The 22706-nt window shown below is 71.8% G+C and carries 21 protein-coding genes; 5 read left to right on the top strand and 16 right to left on the bottom strand.

What is annotated here, in order from left to right; all coding sequences use genetic code 11:
- The first annotated feature begins 46 nt into the window (after positions 1-46).
- Together ABZS69_RS14300 and ABZS69_RS14295 are read left to right on the top strand one after the other, a co-directional pair.
- Positions 47-1357, top strand: a complete 1311-nt coding sequence (locus ABZS69_RS14300; protein WP_355371137.1) for a sensor histidine kinase — start codon at positions 47-49, stop codon at positions 1355-1357.
- Complete coding sequence (locus ABZS69_RS14295) at positions 1354-2022, top strand: response regulator transcription factor (protein WP_355371134.1); 669 nt, start codon at positions 1354-1356, stop codon at positions 2020-2022. The genes ABZS69_RS14300 and ABZS69_RS14295 overlap by 4 nt, the downstream gene beginning before the upstream one ends.
- A 12-nt stretch (positions 2023-2034) precedes the next feature.
- Here ABZS69_RS14295 and rhaS read toward each other — a convergent pair whose 3' ends face one another.
- The 5 genes from rhaS to ABZS69_RS14270 form a co-directional block, all read right to left on the bottom strand.
- Positions 2035-3120, bottom strand: a complete 1086-nt coding sequence (gene rhaS / locus ABZS69_RS14290) for a rhamnose ABC transporter substrate-binding protein (RefSeq protein ID WP_355371132.1) — start codon at positions 3118-3120, stop codon at positions 2035-2037.
- Positions 3117-4100 carry an ABC transporter permease gene (locus tag ABZS69_RS14285; protein WP_355371129.1) on the bottom strand — a complete coding sequence of 328 codons (984 nt, stop codon included), beginning with the start codon at positions 4098-4100 and terminating at the stop codon, positions 3117-3119. Before ABZS69_RS14285 ends, rhaS begins: the two co-directional genes overlap by 4 nt.
- Positions 4090-5190, bottom strand: coding sequence for an ABC transporter permease (locus ABZS69_RS14280; protein ID WP_355371126.1), 1101 nt, complete (start codon positions 5188-5190; stop codon positions 4090-4092). Before ABZS69_RS14280 ends, ABZS69_RS14285 begins: the two co-directional genes overlap by 11 nt.
- A 46-nt stretch (positions 5191-5236) precedes the next feature.
- Positions 5237-6733, bottom strand: coding sequence for a sugar ABC transporter ATP-binding protein (locus ABZS69_RS14275; RefSeq protein WP_355371123.1), 1497 nt, complete (start codon positions 6731-6733; stop codon positions 5237-5239).
- Positions 6734-6885: 152 nt separating this feature from the next.
- Positions 6886-7824 carry an AraC family transcriptional regulator gene (locus ABZS69_RS14270; RefSeq protein ID WP_355371121.1) on the bottom strand — a complete coding sequence of 313 codons (939 nt, stop codon included), beginning with the start codon at positions 7822-7824 and terminating at the stop codon, positions 6886-6888.
- Positions 7825-7912: 88 nt separating this feature from the next.
- On the opposite strand from ABZS69_RS14270, the gene ABZS69_RS14265 reads away from it, so the two are divergent.
- On the top strand, positions 7913-9577 hold the full coding sequence (locus ABZS69_RS14265; protein WP_355371118.1) for a zinc-binding dehydrogenase: 1665 nt from the start codon (positions 7913-7915) through the stop codon (positions 9575-9577).
- Here ABZS69_RS14265 and ABZS69_RS14260 read toward each other — a convergent pair.
- The 3 genes from ABZS69_RS14260 to ABZS69_RS14250 are packed head-to-tail and all read right to left on the bottom strand — an operon-like array spanning position 9558 to position 13369.
- The gene (locus ABZS69_RS14260) at positions 9558-11525 is read right to left on the bottom strand and encodes an acetoacetate--CoA ligase (protein WP_355371115.1); all 1968 of its coding nucleotides are present in this window, start codon (positions 11523-11525) and stop codon (positions 9558-9560) included. The genes ABZS69_RS14265 and ABZS69_RS14260 overlap by 20 nt on opposite strands.
- A 57-nt stretch (positions 11526-11582) precedes the next feature.
- Positions 11583-12440 (bottom strand): serine hydrolase, encoded by an 858-nt coding sequence (locus ABZS69_RS14255; RefSeq protein WP_355371112.1) that lies wholly within the window; start codon positions 12438-12440, stop codon positions 11583-11585.
- Complete coding sequence (locus ABZS69_RS14250) at positions 12437-13369, bottom strand: LysR family transcriptional regulator (protein WP_355371110.1); 933 nt, start codon at positions 13367-13369, stop codon at positions 12437-12439. Before ABZS69_RS14250 ends, ABZS69_RS14255 begins: the two co-directional genes overlap by 4 nt.
- Before the next feature lie 87 nt (positions 13370-13456).
- On the opposite strand from ABZS69_RS14250, the gene ABZS69_RS14245 reads away from it, so the two are divergent.
- Positions 13457-15040 (top strand): penicillin-binding transpeptidase domain-containing protein, encoded by a 1584-nt coding sequence (locus ABZS69_RS14245; RefSeq protein WP_355371107.1) that lies wholly within the window; start codon positions 13457-13459, stop codon positions 15038-15040.
- A 26-nt stretch (positions 15041-15066) separates the two neighbouring features.
- Here the strand turns inward: ABZS69_RS14245 and ABZS69_RS14240 are convergent, their stop codons facing one another.
- The 5 genes from ABZS69_RS14240 to ABZS69_RS14220 form a co-directional block, all read right to left on the bottom strand.
- Positions 15067-15771: a haloacid dehalogenase-like hydrolase gene (locus tag ABZS69_RS14240; RefSeq protein WP_355371104.1), complete on the bottom strand. Its 705-nt coding sequence runs from the start codon at positions 15769-15771 to the stop codon at positions 15067-15069.
- Positions 15772-15902: 131 nt separating this feature from the next.
- Positions 15903-16529, bottom strand: coding sequence for an HAD hydrolase-like protein (locus ABZS69_RS14235; RefSeq protein ID WP_355371101.1), 627 nt, complete (start codon positions 16527-16529; stop codon positions 15903-15905).
- A 91-nt stretch (positions 16530-16620) separates the two neighbouring features.
- Positions 16621-17067 carry a hypothetical protein gene (locus ABZS69_RS14230; RefSeq protein ID WP_355371099.1) on the bottom strand — a complete coding sequence of 149 codons (447 nt, stop codon included), beginning with the start codon at positions 17065-17067 and terminating at the stop codon, positions 16621-16623.
- A gap of 99 nt (positions 17068-17166) precedes the next feature.
- Entirely contained in the window at positions 17167-17676 is a 510-nt protein-coding gene (locus ABZS69_RS14225) for a hypothetical protein (RefSeq protein WP_355371096.1), read from the bottom strand.
- Positions 17677-17773: 97 nt separating this feature from the next.
- On the bottom strand, positions 17774-18442 hold the full coding sequence (locus ABZS69_RS14220; RefSeq protein ID WP_355371633.1) for an HAD family phosphatase: 669 nt from the start codon (positions 18440-18442) through the stop codon (positions 17774-17776).
- Positions 18443-18539: 97 nt separating this feature from the next.
- On the opposite strand from ABZS69_RS14220, the gene ABZS69_RS14215 reads away from it, so the two are divergent.
- The gene (locus ABZS69_RS14215) at positions 18540-19352 is read left to right on the top strand and encodes a F0F1 ATP synthase subunit A (RefSeq protein ID WP_355371094.1); all 813 of its coding nucleotides are present in this window, start codon (positions 18540-18542) and stop codon (positions 19350-19352) included.
- On the opposite strand, the gene ABZS69_RS14210 is transcribed toward ABZS69_RS14215, so the two are convergent.
- From ABZS69_RS14210 to ABZS69_RS14200, 3 genes are all read right to left on the bottom strand, one after another.
- Positions 19353-20690: a glycoside hydrolase family 3 N-terminal domain-containing protein gene (locus ABZS69_RS14210; protein ID WP_355371091.1), complete on the bottom strand. Its 1338-nt coding sequence runs from the start codon at positions 20688-20690 to the stop codon at positions 19353-19355. It abuts the gene before it with no gap.
- A 72-nt stretch (positions 20691-20762) separates the two neighbouring features.
- Positions 20763-22430: a phosphoenolpyruvate--protein phosphotransferase gene (ptsP, locus tag ABZS69_RS14205; protein WP_355371088.1), complete on the bottom strand. Its 1668-nt coding sequence runs from the start codon at positions 22428-22430 to the stop codon at positions 20763-20765.
- A complete protein-coding gene (locus tag ABZS69_RS14200; protein WP_355371086.1) occupies positions 22427-22687 on the bottom strand; it encodes an HPr family phosphocarrier protein in 261 nt (86 codons plus the stop codon). Before ABZS69_RS14200 ends, ptsP begins: the two co-directional genes overlap by 4 nt.
- Between the last annotated feature and the right edge of the window lie 19 nt (positions 22688-22706).

The raw sequence follows: 22706 nt of genomic DNA, 5'->3' as shown, positions 1-22706 counted from the left end.
TCTTACGAGGGATGCCACAATTGTCGCTGCCCGGGACAATGACCTGGTGGAACGAGTGCAGGACCGGAGGTGGAGCCGTATCGTCGCGGTGCCGGTCGCGTGGGTGCGCAGGATCGGGGCGGCCGTGCCGTACGGTCCCGCCGTGGCCCGGCATCTGCCGGTCGTGCTCGGGGTGGTCCTGGCGCTGCTCGCGGTGGTCGAGTCGATCGTGCAGGCCGGGAGCGCGCCCGCGCTCTCGGAGACCGTGAGCGTGCCGGTGGACGGCCAGACGGCGTATCCCGCCGCGGTGCCGCCGGCCGGTGACTCCACGGCCCCGCTGCTCCTCATGGTGTTCCCCCTGCTCGCGCTGGCCACCACGCTGCCGCTCCCCCTCCTGTGGGCCCAGCCGGGCCTGGCGGCGCTCCTGGCGACCGGGGCGGGCGCGCTGTCGGTCCTGGCCTTCCACACGCTGACGGTGGCGGGCGCGGTGGCGCAGCTGGTCACCGGCTACCGGCTCGGCCGGCTCGGCGTCCCGGCGGTGGCGGTGCTCGTCGCGCTCCCGTACCCGCTGGTGGCGCTGGCGGTCGGGCCGGGCGAGCGGGTGCGGGGGCTCACGCTGCTGCTCGCCTGCCTGGCCCCGGCGGTGGCGCTGGCCGGGATCGCCGTACGGGCCCGCCGCAGGGCCCGTGCCGACACCGCCGCCCGGCAGGTCATGGCCGACAGCCTGGTCGAGCACACCGCCCGCGGCGAGCGCGCCCGCATCGCCCGCGAGCTGCACGACGTGGTCGCCCACCACATCTCCATGGTCGCCGTCCAGGCGGAGACCGCCCGGCTGGCCGTCCCGGGCATGCCGGAGGCGGGCGCGGAGCGGCTGCTGGCCATCGGCGACACCGCCAGGTCGGCGCTGACCGAGATGCGGCGGCTGCTCGGCGTGCTGCGCGAGGACGCCGAGGCCGAGTCCACCTGGCGGCCGCAGCCGGGGCTGCGCCTGCACGAGCTCAACGAGCTGCTCGACGAGTCGCGCGCGGCGTCTGGCACGACCACCCGGCTGGTCCTGCGGGGCTCGCCGGTGGAGCTCGATCCCGGCGTGGAGCTGGCCGCGTATCGGATCATCCAGGAGGCGCTCACCAACGCGCGCCGCCACGCGCCCGGGGCCGCCGTGGACGTGGAGCTCGACTACACCGGCGCCGACCTGCGCCTGCTCGTCCGCGACAACGGGCCTGGCCCGGCGAGCACGCTGCAGGGTGGTGGGCACGGCCTGTCCGGCATGCGCGAGCGCGCCGCGGCCGTCGGCGGCGAGCTGCGCACGGGCCCCGCCCAGGGCGGCGGCTTCCTTGTCGAGGCCCGCCTGCCCGGACGCGACGAGGAGGGCGGATGAGCGGCGAGCCCGCCAGGCTCAGGATCGTGATCGCCGACGACCATCTGGTGGTGCGGACGGGGTTCGCCGAGCTGCTCGACACCCAGCCGGACTTCGAGGTCGCGGGCACCGCCGCCGACGGGGCCGAGGCGGTGCGGGTCTGCCGCGAGCTGTCGCCCGACGTGGTGCTCATGGACGTGCGCATGCCGGTCATGGACGGCATCGAGGCCACCAGGCGCCTCAACGGCGGGCCGCGGGTGCTCATCCTGACCACGTTCGATCTGGACGAGTACGTCTACGACGCCCTGCGCGCCGGAGCCAGCGGCTTCCTGCTCAAGGACGTCACGGCCGAGCGCCTCTTCGACGCCGTACGCGTGATCGCCGCCGGCGAGGCGCTGCTGGCCCCGGCCGTCACCCGCCGCCTGATCAGCGAGTTCGCCCGCATGGGCGGCCCGAGGCCGGACGCGGAGGCGCTCTCCGCGCTGACCCCGCGCGAGACGCAGGTCCTGCGGCTGGTCGCCGAGGGCCTGTCCAACCCCGAGGTCGCGGCCAGGCTGGTGGTCACCGAGGAGACGGTCAAGACGCACGTGAGCCGCGTGCTGAACAAGCTCGGCCTGCGCGACAGGACCCAGGCCGTCGTCATGGCGTACGAGACGGGCCTGGTCGTGCCGCGCGGCCGGGCGTGAGCGCCAGAGGTCTCAGAAGTCGAACTTGTCGATGTTGTCCTTGTTGAACACGGTCGGCTTGCCCAGCAGCACCTCGCCCTTGGCCCCGATCGTGTACTCGCCGAGCTTGCCCGCCTTGAACTTCTCCCCTTCTGCCCCGGTGATCTGCCCCGACGCCAGCGCCGCCGCCGCGTACGAGGACAGGTAGCCGAGGTCGGCCGGGTTCCACAGCTCGAACGCCTCGATGGTGCCGTCCTTGACGAACTTCCTGAGCTGGTTGGGGGTGCCGAGCCCGGTCAGCTTGACCTTGCCCTTGGACGGCGAGTCCGACAGGTAGCGGGCCGCCGCGGCGATGCCCACGGTCGTGGGCGAGATGATGCCCGCCAGGTCCGGGTACGAGCGCAGCAGCCCCTGCGTCTCGGTGAACGACTTCTGGTCGTCGTCGTTGCCGTAGGCGACCTTGACCAGCTCCATGTCCTTGTACTCGGGCTTCTTGAGCTCGTCCTTCATGAAGTCGATCCAGGTGTTCTGGTTCGTCGCGTTGGGGGTGGCGGAGAGCACGGCGATCTTGCCCTTGTGCCCGATCTGCTCGGCCAGCAGCTGCACCTCGGTCCGGCCCAGGTCCTCGGGGCTGGCCTGGTTGACGAACACGTCGCGGCCCTCGGGGGCGGTGTCGGAGTCGTAGCTGACGACCTTGACCCCGGCGGCCATGGCCTGCTTGAGCGCGGGCACGACGGCGTTGGGGTCGTTCGCGGAGATGACGATGGCGTCCTGCTTCTGCTGCATCAGCGTGTTGATGTAGGACACCTGCGAGGACGCGCTGGCGTCGGACGGCCCGACCTCCTTGCCCTCGCCGCCGAACTCCTTGGCGGCCTCGATCCCGCCGCCGTCGGCGATCGTGAAGTACGGGTTGTTGACCTGCTTGGGCAGGAACGCGATCTTCAGTCCCTGCTTGAGCGGGGCGTTCGGATTCGCGGCGGGGGCCGAGGACGCGGCGGCCGTGGCGGAGGCGGAGGACTGTTGTGCCACGTCGCTCTTGGTGGTGCCGCCGCAGGCGGCCGTCAGCAGGACGAGTCCGGCAAGGAGCGCCGTGGAGCGCCAAGGGGTGCGCGTTGTCATGAAACGGACTTCCCTTCCACTTGTGGTGATGTGCGCCGCCGCCATACCGCCCCCAGGTTCGGCGCCAGCACGGATGCGACGAGCAGCAGGCCCGTCACGAAGTTCAGGACCTCGTTGGCCACGTCGGCGAGGATGAGCGCGTTGCGTACCACGCCGAGCAGCAGCACCGCCATGAGGACTCCGGGCAGCGTGCCGCGCCCGCCGAAGATCGACACGCCGCCGAGCAGCACGGCGGCCACCACGGCCAGTTCGAGCCCGACGCCGTTGTCCGCCCTGGCGCTGGCGTAGCGGAACGTGTAGACGAGTGAGGCCAGCGACGCCATCACCCCGGAGGCCACGAACAGCCAGAACTTGATCCGCTTGACCCGGACGCCCGCGAAGAAGGCGGCCTCCACGTTCGAGCCGAGCGCGACGATTGACCGGCCCAGCCCGGTCGCGTGCAGCACCGTGGCCGCCACCGCCGCCAGCACCGCGACCAGCACGGACGCCAGCGGGATCGGGCCGACGGAGGCGGTGGCCAGGCTCGTGTACGCGGGCGGCAGGTCGGCCACCGCTTGGTCGCCGAGCATGACGTACGCCAGGCCGCGGAACAGCGCGAACGTCCCGATGGTGACCGCCAGCGAGGGCAGGCCCAGCCGGGTGACGAGCAGCCCGTTGAACGCCCCGCACGCGGCGCCCACCAGCAGGCAGATGGGCATGATCGCCTCGATCGGCAGGCCCGCGTTCCACAGCCGGCCGAGCACCGCGCACGACAGGCCCAGCGTGGAGGCCACCGACAGGTCGATCTCGGCCGCCACGATGACCAGCGTCATGGTCAGGGCCATGAGGGCGATCTCGGTGGTGTCGAGGAGCAGGAAGGAGACGTTGGACCCGTTCGCGAACCCGTCCACGCCGAGCGAGGCCCACCCGATCACGCCGACGAGCAGGACGAGGATGAGCCCCTCCCACCGGCGGGCCATCCGAGCGAGATCAGCGGCCATCGGCGGTCCTCCCGGAGGCGGGGTCGGCGGGATCGGCGGGGTCGGCGGGGCCGGCGGGGTCGTGGAATCTTCGGCGGCGCAGGGCGGCGGCGACGCGGAGGGCGAGCACGCGGTCGAGGACGATGGCGGCCAGCAGCAGGGCGCCGTTGATCGCGGTCTGGGCGAGGGCGTCCACCCGGAGCACGGCCAGCGCGCTGGTGATGCCGGCCAGCAGCAGCGCGCCGAGCGCCGCTCCGTACACCGTGCCGCTGCCGCCGAAGATGGCCACCCCGCCCACCACGACGGCCGCGATCACGTCGAGCTCCTTGCCGGTCGCCACGGTGGCGTCCACGGTGCCGAAGCGGGCCGCCCACATCACCCCGGCCAGCCCCGCCAGCGCCCCGTTGGCCACGAACGCCGCCAGGATCCTGCGCCGCACCCGGATCCCGGCGAGCACCGCCGCCTCGGGGTTGGAGCCGATCGCGTACAGCTCCCGGCCGGCGCGCAGGTTGCCCAGCATCCACCCGACCACCAGCAGCACGACCAGGGCGGCCAGCGCGAGCAGCGGCACGCCGAGCACCGAGCGGGTCCCCAGGGACAGGAAGCTCTCGGGCATGTCGGCCGCGTTCACCTGGCGTCCGCCGGCCCAGGCGTAGTCGATGCCGCGGAAGGCGTACAGGGTGCCGAGGGTGGCCACCAGCGCGGGCACCTTCGCCGCGCCGACGAGCAGCCCGTTGACCGCCCCGCACAGGGCGCCGACCAGCACGCATCCCACGATCACGACCGGGATCGGCACGGCCGGGTGGTCGGCCAGGATCAGCGCGCCCCCGAACGCCGACAGCCCCACCACGGAGCTGACGGACAGGTCCACGTTCCTGGTGATGACCACGAGCGTCTGGCCGACGGCGAGCATGGCGACGATGGCGGAGTTCAGCAGGATGTCGCGGAAGCTGGCGTAGGTGAGGAAGGACGGGTTGACGGCGCCGGTGACGCCGAAGAGGGCGCCCAGCGCGACCACGATGCCCAGCTCGCGCACCCGCGCGACGCGGTCCACGAGCCGCCGCCCGCCGTTGCGCCGCACAGCCTCGGCTCTGGTCGCGGTGGCGGTCACGTGACGCTCCTTCCGGTCGCGGGCGCGGTCACGGTCGCGGTGGCGGTCACGCGAGGCTCCTTCCGGTGGCGGCGGCCATCACGCTCTCCTCGGTGGCGGCCGCGCGCGGGATCTCGGCGGCCAGCCGCCCCTCGTGCATGACCAGCACCCGGTCGGCCATCCCGAGCACCTCGGGCAGCTCGGAAGAGATCATCAGCACCGCCACCCCGCTCCCGGCCAGCTCCGACAGCAGCCGGTGCACCTCGGCCTTGGTGGCCACGTCGATCCCGCGGGTGGGCTCGTCCACGATGAGCACCGACGGTCTGCGCGCCAGCCACTTGGCCAGCACGACCTTCTGCTGGTTCCCCCCGGACAGCACGTTCACGGCGTCCGTCAGCCGCGCGAACTTCAGCCGCAGCCGCACCGCCCAGTCCCTGGCCCGCTCCCGCTCGGCCGTCCGGGAGACCAGCGGCCCCCACCGCACGTCGGCCAGGCCGGCCAGCCCGATGTTGCGCTCGATGGACAGGTCCATGACGAGCCCCTGCAGCCGCCGGTCCTCGGGCACGAGGGCCAGCCCGGCCGCCATGGCCGCCGTAGGGCTGGCGGGCCGCAGCCTCCGGCCGCCCACCTCGACGCTCCCCGCGTCCCACCGGTCGATGCCGAACACGGCCCTGGCCACCTCGCTGCGCCCGGCCCCGACGAGCCCGGCCAGCGCGACGATCTCCCCCCGCCGTACCTCGAAGGACACGTCGGTGAAGACGCCCTCGCGGGTGAGCCGGGCCACCTTCAGCGCGACCTCGCCGGCCTCCGTCTCCTGCTTGGGGAACAGGGCCTCCAGCTCCCTGCCGACCATGCGGCGTACCAGGTCGTCGGGGGTGATGTCGGCGATCAGGTCCGCGGCGACGTACGTGCCGTCGCGCAGGGTGGTGACCCGCCGGCACAGCTCGAAGATCTCCTCCAGCCGGTGCGAGATGAACAGCAGCGCGCAGCCCTGCGAGCGCAGCGTCCGGGCCACGCCGAACAGCCGGGCGACCTCCGTGCCCGACAGGGCGGCGGTCGGCTCGTCCATGACGAGCACCCGCGCCTGCCGCGACAGCGCCTTGGCGATCTCCACGAGCTGCTGGTCGGCGATCGACAGGCCGCGGGCCGGCTGGTCGGGGTCGAGGTGCACGCCGAGCCGGTCGAACAGCTCGGCGGCGCCGGCGCGCATGGCCCGCCGGTCGATGCCGAGGCGGCCGCGGGGCTGGCGGCCCATGAAGATGTTCTCCATGACCGACAGATCGGGAAAGAGGGTCGGCTCCTGGTAGATGACCGCGACCCCGGCCCGCTGCGCGTCCGCGGGCCCGCCGAACTCCACCGGCTCGCCGTCCAGCAGGATCCGGCCCGAATCCGGCCGGTGCACGCCGGACAGGATCTTCACGATCGTCGACTTGCCCGCGCCGTTCTCCCCCGCGAGCGCGTGCACCTCGCCCGGGAAGAGCGCAAGAGAGACCTCGCGTACGGCGCGCACCGCACCGAACGCCTTGCTGACCTGCGAAAGGGATAGAACGGGAGTTTCACTCATTGCCGCACTCCCGGCAAAATCGTTTTAAGCGGTGGGAGGACGGTAAATCAGCGAGTGGCAAAGCGTCAATGCCTGGGTAATGCCAGATTTCCCGCCGCTCGAAGTCGTTCGGAAATTGTTACGTTTTAACCTATTTGCATAGGGGCAAGCGATCAGGCCGGGCAGATCTCGCGGCGATATCTGCCGGGCGCCACGCCGTACTCCCGCTTGAAGGCGTTGGCGAAGGCGAACTCCGAGGTGTAGCCCACCGCCGAGGCGATCTCGGCCAGCGGCGCGGCGGACTCCCGCATGAGGCGGACCGCCGTGGCCAGGCGCCACCAGGTGATGTACGCGAGCGGCGGCCGGCCGATCAGCTCACCGAAGCGGCGCGAGAAGGCCGACCGCGACAGCCCCGCCCGCGCGCCCAGCTCCTGGACCGTCCACGGGTGGGCGGGATCCCGGTGGACGGCGTCCAGCGCGACGCTGATGCCGGGGTCCGCCAGCGCCTGCGCCCACCCGCCGACCGTGCACTGACCGTGCTCCCCCTCGAACCAGGCCCGCAGGATGTAGAGCAGCAGCAGGTCCAGGAGGGACGCCACCACCGTGTCCGCGCCCAGCCGCGGGCGCTGGATCTCCGCGCCCAGGGCTTCGACGGCGGCACGCAGCTCGGTCTGGAGGCCGAGGCCGGCCGGGAGGTGGATCAGGTCGGGCAGCTCGCGCAGGACCGGGTGGGCCCGGCCCTGGTCGAGCCGGTAGCCGCCGCACAGCAGCACCGTCACGGGCCCGTCGCCGGGCCCGTCGAGGGAGGCGGAGGCGAACAGGCCGGGACCGTCGTCCAGCGGGTCGCAGTCGGGCTCGGCCAGCGGGGTGGACGGCGAGTCCGCCATGGCGTAGCCGTGGCCTCGGGGGAAGAAGACCACGTCGCCCACCGACAGTGGGATCGGGTCGCCGTCCGGCGGGATCAACCAGCTCGTCCCCCGCAGGACGACCTGGAACCCGGCCGAGCCGGGAACCGACGGGAAGCGCTGACCCCAGGGCGCGCGCCGTTCGACGCGGGCCGATCGGGGGCTGCCGGTGCGCATGAGGGCGATCACGTCGCTGAGCACGTCCACGCGGGCAGCTTACGGGAGGACGATCGCGTATGGAATCGGGGTGGATGACGCATTGGTTGTCTCGCCGCCGCCCCCTACGGTGGCCTGCATGAGAACGGTACTGGTCACGGGCGCGACCGGCACGGTCGGCGGACAGGTGGCGGCGCGGTTGACGGAAATGGGGGCCGAGGTCAGGCCCTTCGGCAGGGCCCGGGGCGATCTGGCGGACCCCGGGTCGCTGCCGCTCGACGGAGTGGAGTCGGTGTTCCTGGTGTGGCCCTTCGCCACGGCGGAGGGGGCGCGGGCGGTGGTCGACGCGATCGCGGGCCGGGCGCGCCGCGTGGTCTACCTCTCCTCCGCCGCGGTACGCGACCACGAACGCGAGGTCGAGCGGCTGATCGAGCAGTCGGGGCTGGAGTGGACGGTCCTGCGCCCGCACGCCTTCGCGGCCAACGCGCTGCGGTGGGCCGCGCGGGTGCGGGCAGGCGTGGTACGCGGCTCGTACGGCCGGGCCGCCATGCCCGTGGTGCACGAGCGGGACCTCGCGGCGGTGGCGGCACTGGCACTGCTGGAGGAAGGGCACCACGGCGCCGTCTACAATCTGACCGGCCCGGAGTCGATCAGCCAGGCCGACCAGGTCCGCGCCATCTCCCAGATCACGAAATTTCCGGCGCGCTGGGAAGAGGTCCCGCCCGACCGGACCCGCGCGGAGCTCCTGGCCACGGGCTGGCCCCCACAGGCAGTGGACGGCGTGCTCCAGGCCCAGGCAGACCTCGTCCGCCGCCCGGCCCCCGCCACGCCGACGGTCGAGGAGGTCACGAAGACCGTGCCCCGCACGTTCAGCGCATGGGCTGCCGAACACGCCGAGAAGTTCCGCACCCCCGGCGAACCGCCCGAGACCATGAGTGCCGCCCGCATCCACGAATACGGGGCCGAGATCCGCTACGACCGGATCCCCACGCCGCACCCGGGCCCGGGACAGGTCCTCCTCGAAGTCGCCGCCACCTCCTTCAACCCGTCGGAGGTCGGCCTGCGCATGGGCCTGCTGCGCGAGGTGCTCCCGGTGAGCCTGCCGTACACGCTCGGCTGGGACGTCTCCGGCACGGTCGTCGAGGTCGGCGCGGGCGTGACGGGCCTGGCCCCGGGCGACCGCGTGTTCGGCCTGGTGGACGGCGCCGCCGCCGAATATGCGACCGTGCCCGCGAGCGTCCTGGCCAGAGCGCCGGAGAGCATCCCGCTCGCCCACGCGGCCGCCGTCCCGGTGGCCGGGCTCACCGCCTGGCAGGCGGTGCAAGAGCACGCCCAGATCACGCGGGGGCAGCGCGTGCTGATCAACGGCGCAGGCGGTGGGATCGGCATGTTCGCGGTCCAGCTCGCCAAGCTCGCGGGCGCGACCGTGTTCGCCACGGCGAGCCCGCGCAGCGCGGCCGCGGTCGAGCGGTACGGCGCCGACGAGGTGATCGACTACACGACCACGCCGCTCCCCGGCGGCATGGACGTGGTGCTGAACCTGGCCGCGGTCCGCGAGGAGGACGCCGCCGCCCTGGCCGGACTCGGGCGCACGGTGATCACCGTCGCCGCCCCGATCGAAGGCGGCACCCACTTCGTGGCCCGCAACGACCCGGCTCAGCTGGCCGAGCTGGCCGAGCTCATCGACCGGGGCGAGCTCACGGTCGAGGCGGCCGAGTATCGCCCCCTGACCGAACTGGAAGAGGTCCATCGCGCGGCCGAGCAGGGCCGAACCCGCGGCAAGATCATTCTGCTGCTGGCCTGAAGTGGCGCAGCACCTCGGGGTTGGCCATGGCGTCGGGATTGGCCGCCTGCTCGACGGGCGTGCCCAGCAGGATCTTGCGTACGGGCACCTCCAGCTTCTTGCCGGAGAGCGTGCGGGGGATGCCGGGGACGGCGTGAATCTCGTTGGGCACGTGCCGGGGCGACAGCTCCTTGCGCAGGGTGTCGCAGAGGGTGCGCTGCAACGACTCGGTCAGCGTCGCACCCTCGGCGAGGGTCACGTACAGCAGCAGCCGCCCCTCCTGCCCGAGCTGCCCGGTGTCGATCACGAGGCTGTCGGCGATCTCGTCGAACCGCTCGACGACCCGGTAGAACTCGCTGGTGCCCATCCGGACGCCGCCGCGGTTGAGCGTCGAGTCGGAGCGGCCGTAGATCACGCAGCTCCCGTCCTCGTTGATCTTGATCCAGTCGCCGTGCCGCCACACCCCGGGGTAGACGTCGAAGTAGCTCTCCAGGTAGCGCCGGCCGTCGGGGTCGTTCCAGAACTTCACCGGCATCGACGGCATCGGCGCGGTCAGCACCAGCTCGCCCACCTCGCCGATGACCGGCTTGCCCGCGGAGTCGTACGACTCCACCCTCGCCCCCAGCGACCGGCACGGGATGATGCCCGCCCTGATCGGGTGGAGCACGGTCGCCCCGACGAACCCCGTGCACACGTCCGTGCCCCCGGAGAACGAGCCCAGCGGGACCCCGGGCAGCTCCGCGGCCACCCACCCGAATCCCTCGGGCGGCAGCGGCGACCCGGTCGAGCCGATGCCGCGCAGCCGCTCCAGCCCGTCGAGGTGGAGCCCGGCCTTCAGCGAGGCCATGATGTACGGCGCCCCGACCCCGAAGTAGGTCACGTCCTCGGAGTCGGCGATCCGCCACAGCGCGGCCGGCGACGGATAGGTGGCCGCGCCGTCGTACAGCACCGGCGTGGCCCCCACCAGCAGGGCGCCGATGAGGTAGTTCCACATCATCCAGCCGGTGGTGGTGTACCAGAAGAACACATCGCCTTCGTCGAGGTCCTGGTGGAAGGCGAGGGATTTGAGGTGTTCCAGCACCACGCCGCCGTGCCCGTGCACGATCGGCTTGGGCAGCCCGGTCGTGCCGCTGGAGTAGAGGATCCACAGCGGGTGGCCGAACGGCACCCGCTCGAACTCCAGCGGCCCCTCCTCGGCCCGCAGCCCCTCCCAGCCGATCACCTCGCCGTGCGGCACCTCGCGGGTGTGCGCCTCGGCGGGCCCGGCCTGCTGGGGCGCGCTGCCCTCGTCGAGCGCCGCCAGGTAGGGGATCCACACGGTCGCGCGCAGCGTGGGCAGCTGGGCGGCGATCTCGTTGACCGCGTCGGAGCGGTCGTACGTCTTCCCGTTGTAGTGGTAGCCGTCGACCGCGATGAGCACCTTGGGCTCGATCTGCTTGAACCTGTCGACGATGCTCGGCACCCCGAAGTCGGGCGAGCCGGCCGACCAGATCGCGCCCAGCGAGGCGGTCGCCAGGAAGGCGATCAGGGCCTGCGGGATGCTCGGCAGGTAGGCGGCCACCCGGTCGCCGCGCCGCACGCCGAGCCGGACCAGCCCCGCCCGGACGCGGGCGACCTCCTCGCGCAGCTCGTCCCAGGTCAGCTCCTGGCGGGCGCCGTCCTCGGACACGAACACCACGGCGGTGCCACCGGCGTGGCGCAGCGCGTTCTCGGCGTAGTTGAGCGTGCTGCCCTCGAACCACGTGACGTCCGGCATCGTCCCGGAGACCACCGGCCCGTCGCCCCGGTCCCCGACCACGTCGAAGTAGTCCCAGACGGACGTCCAGAACGCGCCCGGTTCGTCGACGGACCACCGCCACACGTCCTCGTAGGGTCCCGGCCGTCCCAGCCACTCCAGGTAACGGGTCAGCCTGGCCTGCGCCACGACCTCTTCGCTCGGCTCCCAGAGAAGCTCGCCCTCAGCAACCATGTGCCCATCCTGTCGCCCGATCGGGGGAAAGTCATACCCGACCTCCCACATAACTTGCTACCGCCGTAGGTGGTCCACCGCCATACGCGCCGCCGTGCCGATCACCGCGTCGGCGCGCGGCTGGTTGAGCGCGGTGCTGAACGAACGGGTGCACACGGCCACGGCGTAGCGCCGGCCGTCGGGGTACTCGACGACCCCGGACTCGCTGCGCAGCGTGGGCAGCGTGCCGGTCTTGCCGCTGACCGCGACGTCGTCGTACGGAAAGCCGGAGGCCAGCCGGTGCGGCCACACCTGCATGTTGAGCACGCCGCGCATCCAGGCGCACGACTGCGCCGAGGCCGCCTCGTCCCGCCAGATCATCCCGAACAGCGCGGCCAGCTCGCGCGGGGTGGACCGGTTCGTCCGCGCGGGGTCGAGCGCGCTCAGCCGCGCGATGTCCTCCGGATCCACGAACGGCCACCCGTGTCCGGTGTCGGCACCCATGCTGTCGTTGAGCTCCCGGCAGCTCCGCCTCACCCGCGTCCCGTCCAGCCCGAACCCGGCCAGCATGGCGTTGACCGCCTCGAACCCGACCCGGCCCAGCACCACGTCGGCCGAGGTGTTGTCGCTCACCGTGATCATCAGGTATGCCAGATCACGCAGCGAGATCGTCACGTCGTCGAGCATCGCCGACAGCCCCGTCGGCCCCGAGACCCTGTCCTGTGCCGTCACCGTCACGCGTTCGGACAGGTCGAGGAGCCCGGCGTCGGCCTGCCTGCACAGCGCCACCAGCAGCGGCACCTTGAACATCGACGCCGTGGGCACCGGCTCGTCCGGCCCGTGTCCCACCTCGCGCCCCGAGTCGATGTCGGCCGCGTACAGCCGGCCCCGCACACCCGCCGTGCGGAACAGCGCGTCGAAGTCGGGACCGCTCATGCCAGCATCCCCGGCCTGCGGCTGATCCGCCGCACGGACACCGCGGCCTCGTCCGTCATCCCGGCGCTCTCCTTCAGAGTGCGTACGGCCACGGCCGAGAAGTCGCCGACCAGTTCTTCGATCGGGGCGGCCGCCGCCTGGCGCCAGGCGGTGGAGACCCGGCACGTGATCGGCGAGCCTAGCAGCGGCCGCCAGGCCAGCCCCGGGAGGTCCGCCTTCGGCCCGAACGCCACCGCCGCACCCGCCATGACCAGCCCGAGCCCGGCGCCCTCGTGCACCTGCGCGGGGACGTAGCCGTGGCGGCGGCACTCCGAGAGCATCTCCGCGTACAGGCCAGGCTCCCCCTCCTGGGGAGGCATCAGCAGCTCCCGCCCCGCCAGGTCGGCCAGGTGCACCTCGCCCACGCCGGTGAGCGGGTCGCCCGCGGCCAGCAGCACGCCCTGCGCCTGCGCGAGCAGCTGGCCGAAGCGCAGGCCGGGCGCGGTGACCGGGTGGCGGACGAGACCGACGTCGATCGTTCCCTCCGCCAGCGCCGTCACCTGGTCGGCGGTCCAGATCTCGGCGGGCGCGAGGCGTACCGTGGGGTTGGTCTCGCGGAAGCCCGCGACCAGGGCGGCGATGGCGGCGGCGGCCAGGTCGGGCGGGACACCCACCTTGAGCACCGTGCCCTCGCCCTGTCTGGCCAGCTCGTGCAGCCGGTCCACCCTGGCCACGATCTCGCGGGCCTCACCCAGGAGCAGCCGGCCCGCCTCGGTGAGCCGCACCTGGCGGGCCGAGCGGTCGAACAGCCGCACGCCCAGCTCCTCCTCCAGGCGCTTGATGCGCTGGCTGAGCGGCGGCTGTGCCATGCCGAGCCGGATCGCGGCGTTGCCGAAGTGGAGTTCCTCCGCGACGACGGTGAAGTAGCGAAGGTGCCGGACGAGGTCCACGACCAGCCACTATATCCAGACTTATATCTACAAACCGCCCATATCAATATTGGACACCCCTGCCGCCGCTCTGGTGTCCTCTGCTCCATGGCACCACAAACGGGGAAAATACGACGCCGTCGCTGGCCGTGGATCGTTTCGGGGATCCTGGTCCCGGTCGTGGCGGCGGGAGGCGTCGTCTGGGCGCTGCGTACGGAGGGCTCGCCGGAGGAGACGGCCGACAAATACCTGGCGGCCTGGTCCGCCCAGGACTACGCGGGGATGCGCGCCCTGGTGGCCGACCCGCCCGCCGACTTCGAGACCTGGCACCGCCGCTTCCGCGCCGATCTCAAGCTCACCGGGGCGGACTTCCACCGCCCCAGGCCGACGGGGGTCTTCGCCTCCTCCAGCGACGTCGTCCCCTTCCAGGCCAAGCTGCTCGGCCAGCAGGACTGGACCTACGACGGCCGGCTCAATCTCGTGGAGCGTGACCGCAGGTGGCAGGTCGCCTGGACGCCCGCCGCCATCCACCCGCTGCTCAAGCCGGGCCGCTCGCTGCGCGTCATCTCCCAGCAGGGCGACCCGCTGCGGGTCCTGGCCGCCGACGGCACCGCGATCAACACGCCGGACGCGCCCGGCTCGGTGCAGCAGCTCGTGGAGGGCATCAAGCAGACGTTCCCCGACCGGTTCGAGAAGCCGGCCCGTTCCCGGATCGACCTCTACCAGGGGGACGAACCCATCCAGACGGTCGTCCGCGCCAACGGCTACCGCGCGCTCCAGACCACCGTCGACCTGAAGGTCCACCGCGCCGGGGCCAAGGCCCTGGAGGACGTGAAGCAACCGGCGTCGCTGGTGGCGCTGCGGGCCTCGACCGGCGAGATCCTCGCGGTGGTGAACAAGCCGGGCGGCTTCAACCGGGCCCTGCTCGGCAAGTATCCGCCCGGTTCGACGTTCAAGGTCGTGACGGCCTCCGCGCTGGTCGCGGACGGGGTCGAGCCGTCCCGCCAGGTCACCTGCCCCGCCGAGAAGAACATCGGCGGCTTCCCCTTCCACAACGCCGACTTCGAGGACTTCGGCAGGCTTTCGTTCCAGGACGCGTTCGCGCATTCGTGCAACACGACGTTCGGGGAGATGAGCGTGCGCCAGTTGAACGGCGGGCGGCTGGCGCAGGTGGCCCGCAGCTTCGGCTTCGGCACCCCGATCACCCCCGGCCTGCCCGCCGTACGGGCCGAGTTCCCGGACCCGAAGGACGACACGGACCTCGCCTCCGCCGCCATCGGCCAGGGCCGCGTCCTGGCCAGCCCGCTCAACATGGCCTCGGTCGCGGCCGCCATCGCCTCCGGCGCCTGGATCTCCCCGACCCTCGTCAAGGAGGAGCTCATCCCGGACGCCCAGCCCACCAACCCCCGGCCGCTGGAGGAGGGCGTGGTGGCGGCCCTGCGCAGGCTGATGCCCGCCGTGGTGACGGACGGCACCGCCCACGCCGTCCAGTTCCCCAAGGGCACGGCCGGCAAGACGGGCACCGCGGAGTTCGGGTCCGGCAAGGAGCCGCCGACGCACTCGTGGTTCATCGGCTACCGGGGTGACGTGGCCTTCGCGGTCATCGCCGAGGGCGCGGGCACGGGCGCCGGCGTGGCCGCCCCGGCCGCCGCCCGCTTCCTCGACGCCCTGGACCCGGGCACCGACGGTTAGGCGACGCGGCCTTTGGCGACACGGCCTTAGGCGATGCGGCCGACCGGGGAGGTGAGGCCCGCCACGGCGGCGACGACCTCGGAGGCGTTGGAGAGGTCGGGCAGCACCACGTCGGCCCCCGCCTCGCGCAGTTCGGCCGCCATGGAACGCCCCGAGGCGACCCCGATCATCGCCGCGCCGCCGATCTTGGCGGCCTGGACGTCCCGCGTGGAGTCGCCGATCACGACCGTGTTGGCCGCGGTGAACGGCGTGCCCAGGCGTTCCTTGGCCCGCGACTGGGCCACCTGCAGCAGCGTCGCCTTGGGGTAGACCTCCTCGCCGTACCCGCCCAGCGTGAAGTCGATGTGCTTGTCCAGCCCGAACGCCTTGAGCTTGTGGACGGCGTTGCTCTTGATGGTCCCGGTCAGCACCGTCTGGATCACGCCGTCGAGCCGGGACACCGACTTCAGCGCGTCCTTGGCCCCCTGCATCATCCGCCCCTCCTTGGCCAGCCGCCCGCGCCGGTCGGCGAAGGCCACGGCGAGCGCTGACAGGAACTTGGGCAGGTGGTCGTCCTCGGCCACGATGCCGTTGACGGCGAGCGTCTCGAAGATGATCTCCGAGTCGGGGCGCCCCAGCGGGGGCACGAGTTTGACCAGCGGTCGCCCCGTGACGAAGCGGAACGCCTCAGCGTAGGCGTCCCGGGTCACGATGGCGACGTCGACCAGCGTCAGGTCGACGTTCCACAGCACAAGGCGGTTGATGGCAGCCTCCTGGGGGGTGACCCTGCATAGGGTACGGCGGGCGCCGCCGTTTTGTTCAGTTACGGTACGGCCGGCGCCATGCCCGGAGTCGACGCCTTGGCGATTTGAGCATGAAGCCTTTACGCGTGGTCCAGCGCGTCCGACAGCGTGTCGACCACGGGAAACCCAGTGCTCTCCAGGTCGGCGCGGGTCGTCATCCCGCCCGTGTACAGCACCGCCCTGGCCCCCACGTGCCGCGCGGCGAACCCGTCGTCCATGCTGTCGCCGATGACCAGGATCTTGCCGGGGTCCACCCCGATGGCCTCGATGTGGGCCGCCATGTGCGCGGCCTTCTCGCCGCCGGTCGTGCCCAGCAGCCCGTCGACCCGGGTGAAGTGCCGGGTGATGCCGAACGAGTCGACCATCGGCACCAGGTGCGCGTGCGGCGCCATCGAGCAGAGCGACTGGCTGCCCGTCCAGCTCGTGAGGGCCAGCTCGGCGTCGGCGGCCAGCGCGCAGGCGTCGCTCAGCCGGAAGTAGTGCTCGTGGAACCCGTCGTCGAGCAGCTCCCACTCCCCCTCGGTCAGGGGGCGGCCGAGCAGGCGCTCGTAGGCGACCCAGATGGGCCGGGTGTAGACCGCGCGGAAACCGTCGACGGTCACCTCAGGAAGTTCGTACGGCTTGAAGACCGCGTTGGTCGCCCCGACCACGGCGTCGATGTCGTGGAAGAGCGTGCCGTTCCAATCCCAGATGATGTGCTTTGTCATGTTGCAACAAAGCTTAGACGGCACGTGTGACGTTTCGATGAACGCCCACTGCAGGGGCCGCGACCATCCGGCCACGGCCCCCGGGGGAGAGCTAGCCGCAGGCCTTCGCGGTCGTGCCGGAGCCGTTCTGGCCGCCGCGGCCGCCGTTCCACTGGACCGAGACGCTGCCCCAGGCGCACATGTTGTTGGCCGAGATCATGTTGCCCCAGTGGCGGCCCTTGTTGCCCTTCTTGAAGCGGAACTGGTCGTAGCGGCCGTCGGCGGCGTAGACGCTGATGGTGCCCGTCGCGGACGAGGCCGTCCGAATCTCGACCCAGTTGGTCTTGCACTTGCCGGACCACCAGAGCTTGATCGTCCCGACGTTGCCGTCGACGCGGCTCTTGATGGGGGCGGTCTTGACCACCTTGGCCGCGTTCCAGCAGCCCTCCTTGACTGGGTCCTTGTGGTCGCCCGGCTTGGCCTGGGCATGCGCGGGCGCGCCCGCCAGGAGGACCGCCGTGACGGCGCCCAGGACAGTAGCGGCAACTCGAAGCTTCACTTGGACCGACTCCTTGCGTAAACAACACTTGCTAGATCGGGACCCTAGCGAGGTTCGGCTCGAAACGGTCAAGGAAGTGCCATCGATGTAACGGCTCCGTTACGTACCGAGAAGGTCAGGAATCTCTTGCGTTGCGTACCACATGAGCTCGTGCGCCTCGGCCCCGTCCACGGTGAATCTGGCGTCGTCGTCGCCTTCGTCCGCGGCCGGCAGCGCGGCGACCGCGGCCTCGACGTCGGCGGTCGCCTCGTGGTCGTCGATGTGCACCGCGGCCACCTTGGCCAGCGGGATCGGGCCGGCGAGGCGTACTCTCGCCCGTTCTTCGAGATCGACCCCGGCGGAGACCGATCCCTCCGGCACCTCGGCCGCGACCACCACGCGCCGGGCCGCGATCTCGGCGCCCTCGGCGCGGCCGGCGGCCACCATCCGCAGCGAGGCACGGGCCGCCTCGGTGAGCGCCACGTATTCGAGCTCCTCGGTGTCGCCCGAGGCATACCACTCGGTCAGCGCGGGGGTCACCGCGTAGCCGGTCAGCGGGGCCGGGCCCAGCTCTCCCGCCGCGACCGCCTGGGTCAGGGCCGGGAGAGTGCACGGCAGATAGACGCGCATGACGAACCTTTCGTGCTTCTTTCTGGCCGAGCTCAGCTCGGCGTGCCGGGACGGACGTCCGCGTCCGGCGGGCCCGTCTCAGCGTGCAAGGGCTCTATCATGCCCGCCGCAGCGTGAGACGGAGGAGAGACTCGAGTTCCTCGATGGTCGAGTCGGCATCTTTGTGATGGATGCCGGCGATGCCGAGCGCGCGGGCGGCCAGGATGTTGGCCTCGATGTCGTCGATGAACACGCACTCCTCGCAGGTCAGGCCGATCAGCTCGACCGCGTGGCGGTAGATGCGCGGCTCGGGCTTGCGCATGCCCACCTCGCCGGAGATCACGACCGCGTCGAAGAGCCCGTCCCACTCGGCCCGGGGGTATTCGTTCGACCAAGAGTTAGATACCAAACACGTTTTGACACCATTTTTCCGCACATCGCGGAGCATGTCGTACATAGCGTCAACGCGATCGAATCCCGCGAACATCCGGGCCAGCAGCCCGTCGGCCACGGGCGGCACGCCGTCAACGGTCAGCAGCCGGGCGGCGAGGTCGCGCTCGAAGGCGGAGCCGTCGATCTCGCCCCTTTCCAGCGCGTGGACGACGCTTTCGCCGACACCGTCGCCGTAAGCGTGGTCGACCAGCTTCCGCATCACCTGGCGGTAGTGGTCGCCGTCGATCCTGTCCGCCGCGATCCAGCGCGCGATGGAGTCGGAGAGGCTGGTCGTCAGCACCCCGCCCCAGTCGATGAGCACACCCGTAAGCACCGTTCCAGAATAGAACGTCATCGGCACTTATAAACCGTTAAAACCCCATAAAAAGGTCGCCCGATATATCCGGTTAAGGTGTACTTCCAGCGATAGTCGCTACCCAGAAAGGACCGCCGTGCAGACGACGATCCTGATCACCTCCTTTGGCTTGAACCCCTCCCCCGACCAGTGGACCGCCCCGGGACTGGAACTCTTCGAATTCGCGCCGATCTTCCCCGGCGGCCCGGAGTGGTTCACCAAACCGGTCCTCATCGCCCTGCTCAGCTCGGTCATCGCCATCGCCCTGTGCTGGGCCGCGTTCGCCAAACCGAAGATCATCCCACGCGGCTGGCAGAGCATCGGCGAGTACGCGTACATGTTCGTACGCGACCACATAGCCCGCCCCAGCCTCGGCGCCGACTCCGACCGATGGATGGGCTTCCTCCTCACGATCTTCCTGACCGTGCTCATCTGGAACCTGATGGGCGTCGTCCCGCTCATCCAGTTCCCCGTCGCGGCGCGCATCTACTTCCCCCTGGCGCTGGCGCTCATCGTGTACGGCGTCAAGGTCTACCTCGGCGTCCGGCACCACGGCGTGCGCGGCTATCTGAGGGGCATCGTGCACCTCCCGGGCCTGCCCGGCTGGGCGTACGGCCTCTATGCCCCGCTGATCCTGGCCGAGGTGTTCATCACGTCGCTGTTCACCCACTTCATCCGGCTGTTCGCGAACATGTTCGCCGGCCACATCCTCCTAGCCTTCTTCAGCTCGGTGGGCTTCTGGTTCCTGTTCGAGCGGCTCACCCCGCTGGGCGCGGGCCTCGGCGTCGTCGGCGTGCTGATGACGATCGTGATGACCGCGTTCGAGATGTTCATCCAGTTCCTGCAGGCGTTCCTGTTCGCCATGCTGGCCGGGATGTTCATCGCCAGCGGCCTGCGCGGCGCGCACTAGCTAGCGGGTGGCCTGGGCGGCCAGCTTGCGGTGCGCCGCGGAGCGCACCACGCCGGCCGCCCTCCCCGCGTCGGCGGCGGGGGCCTCGGGCAGGTAGCCCTTGGCCTGCTTGAGCGTCAGCAGCCGGGTGACGGACTGGTCGAGCCGCTCCTTCGAGATCCGGCCCGACCGCACCGCCGCCGCCACCGCCTGGTACGCCTTCGGCAGGTCGTTCGGCATGAGCAGCAGGTCGGCCCCGGCCAGCACGGCGCGCACCGCGATCTCCCCGTCGTCGTACTTCTTGCGCACGCCCTCCATGTTGAGCGCGTCGGTGGAGATCACGCCCTTGAAGCCGAGCTTCTGCCTGAGCAGGCCGGTCAGGATGGGCTTGGACAGCGTGGCGGGGTCGCCCGACGGGTCGAGCCTGGGGAAGACGATGTGGGCGCTCATCACGGCGTCCACGCCCGCGCCGATGGCCGCCCTGAACGGCGGCGCGTCGATCTTCTCCCACTCCGCCTTCGTGTGCTTGATCACCGGCAGCCCGGTGTGGCTGTCGACGTCGGTGTCTCCGTGGCCGGGGAAGTGCTTGGCGCTGGCGGCCACCTTCGCCTCGCCGAACCCCTTGACCGCCCCCGCGACCATCTTCGCCACCCGCGCCGGGTCGTTGCCGTAGGCCCGGCGGCCGATGACCGGGTTCTTGGGGTTCACGTTCACGTCGGCCACCGGGGCGAAGTCGAGGTTGACGCCGAGCGCGCGCAGCTCCTCGCCGGTCGCCCTGGCCACGGCCCGCGCCCGGTCGGGGTCCTTGGTCGCGCCGATCTCGGCGGCTCCCGGGAAGTCGGTCATGATCGCGGACATCCTGGCCACCAGGCCGTTCTCCTGGTCGGTGCCGATCAGCAGCGGCACGTCCTTGGACGCGCGCTGCATGCCGTTGGTGAGGCCGACGACCTGGCCGACGCCCTTGATGTTCTGCGGGAAGAGGATCACGCCGCCGAGGTGGTATTTCGCGATCACCTTGGCCGGGGTCTGGGCGCCGTACCTGGCCTGGTTCTCGCCCGACACGGTGTCGGCCGCGGTGCCGTACAGGACGGGCATGAAGAGCTGGCCGATCTTCTCCTCGACGCTCATCTTCGCCAGGGCCCGCCCGACGGCGTCCTGGCGCGCCTGCGGCGGGCTCTGCGGCGGCGCGGTCTGCGGCGCCGTCTCCTGGGACGTCTGCGGAGCGCTCTGCTGGGACGTCTGCGCGGGCGGTGCGGCCTTGCCTCCTCCGGTGGGAGTCGCACCCGCCGGGCTGGGGCCGTAGCCGCAGGCTGTCAGAGCGATCGCGAGGAGTCCTGCCGTACCGGTCCGTCGAAGCATGCCTCCAAAGGTATCCATCCGACGACCCGCAGCAGACCGTCCCTTTACCAAGTCGGCCGGATGCGGACCCGGCTACAGCCCCAACCGGGCGAGCCCGGACAGGTGCACGCGGGCCGCCGCACGCGCATGAGCCGCCGTCGTCTGCGCCCGCGCGGCCTCGGCGGCGCTCCGGCACTGGTCGAGCGTGTGCGCGGCCAGCACGGCGCGTACGGCGGGCAGCGCCGCGGCGGCCATCGACAGCGAGGAGACCCCGAGCCCGACGAGCACGCAGGCCAGCGCCGGGTCGGCGGCCGACTCGCCGCAGACGCCGCACGGCTTGCCGAGCTTCGCGGCGGCCGCCGCGGTCATGGCGACCAGGTCGAGCAGCGCGGGCAGCCAGGGGTCGTGCAGCGCGCTCACGGCACCGACCTGGCGGTCCGCGGCGTAGGCGTACTGGGCGAGGTCGTTGGTGCCGATCGAGACGAAGTCCACCCGGGCGAGCAGCTCGCGGGCGCGCAGCGCGGCCGACGGGATCTCGACCATCACGCCCACGTCCGTCAGGCCCCTGGCCCGGCACTCCTGCGCGAACCAGCCGGCCTCCTCGGCCGTGGCCACCATCGGCGCCATCACCTGGAGCCCCTCTGCGGCGACGGCCGCCAGCGCGGCGAGCTGCGCGTCCATGACCTCGGGGAACCTCCGGAGCCTGCGCAGCCCCCGCTCCCCGAGCGCCGGGTTCGGCTCGGCGGGCGCGGGCATGAACGCCAGCGGCTTGTCCGCGCCCGCGTCCAGCGCCCGCACGACCACCTTGCCGCCGGGGAACGCCTCCAGCGCCGCGCGATAGGCCCGCCGCTGCTCCTCGGTGGCGGGCGGCTTGGCCCTGCCGAGGAAGAGGAACTCGGTGCGGTAGAGCCCGATCCCCTCGGCTCCCGCGCCGCGGGCGGCTTCGAGGTCCGCGGGGCCGCCGATGTTGGCCAGCAGCGGAACCGGGTGCCCGTCGGCGGTCCTGCCGGGGCCCTTCGCCGCGGCGATCGCCGCCTGCCGCGCGGCGTCCGCGCCGACCGCCTCGGCCACGTCGGACTCGGCCGGCTCGACGCGTACGGCTCCCGTCGTGCCGTCGGCCATCACCCGGACGCCCGGCGGGATCTCCAGCGCGCCGTGGCAGGCCACGACGGCGGGCACGCCCATCGCCCTGGCCATGATCGCGGTGTGGCTGGTGGGGCCGCCTTCCTGGGTGACGAACGCGGCGATGTCCTCCTTGCGCAGCAGCGCCGTGTCGGCGGGCGCGAGGTCCCTGGCGACCAGCACGTACGGCTCCTCGGGAGCGACCGGGAGCCCCTGCATGGCGTGCCCGTAGAGGAGCGCGATCACGCGGTCCCTGATGTCGATGAGGTCGGCGGCCCGCTCGCCCAGGTAGCCCCCGGACCCGGCCAGCACGTCCCGATATTTCGTGAAAGCTTCAAAAACCGCCCTCGGGGCGGCCAGGCCGCGGTCGATCAGCGTTCGCACCTTGACGACCAGCCCGGGATCCTCGGCCATCAGCGCCTGGGCCTTGAGTATCTCCTCGGCCTCGCCGCCCGCCTGGTTCCCCCGGGCCTCCAACTCGCCCGCGACCTGCGTGAGCGCGGCCATCGCGCGCTCTTTCTCCTGCTCCGCCTCACCGGTGTAGGTGGCGCCCTCGGGGGGTTCGGGCACGGAGGCGGTCAGAACGTACGCGGGGCCGTGCCCGATGCCCGGGCTGACCCCTACCCCCCGCAGGTTCATGGCGTCGCGGCGATCGCGGCCAGCTCGTCGAGGATCTGCTCCGACCCCTCACCCTCCGCGCTGATCACGACGGTCTCGCCCTGCTTCACGTCCAGGGCCATGATCGCGAGGATGCTCTTGCCGTTGACCTGCTCGTTACCGTGGGACTTCGTCACCGTGATGTCCATGGGGGCCTGCTTGGCCCGCTGGACGAACGTCGCGGCGGGCCGGGCGTGCAGCCCCACCTCCGCCGCCACGGTGACCTTGCGCTCACCCATTACTCCTCCTTCTGGTGCC

This window comes from Nonomuraea sp. NPDC005650, from assembly GCF_040605375.1.
Classification (GTDB): Bacteria; Actinomycetota; Actinomycetes; order Streptosporangiales; family Streptosporangiaceae; genus Nonomuraea.
This window is presented reverse-complemented; position numbering and strand designations above follow the sequence as displayed.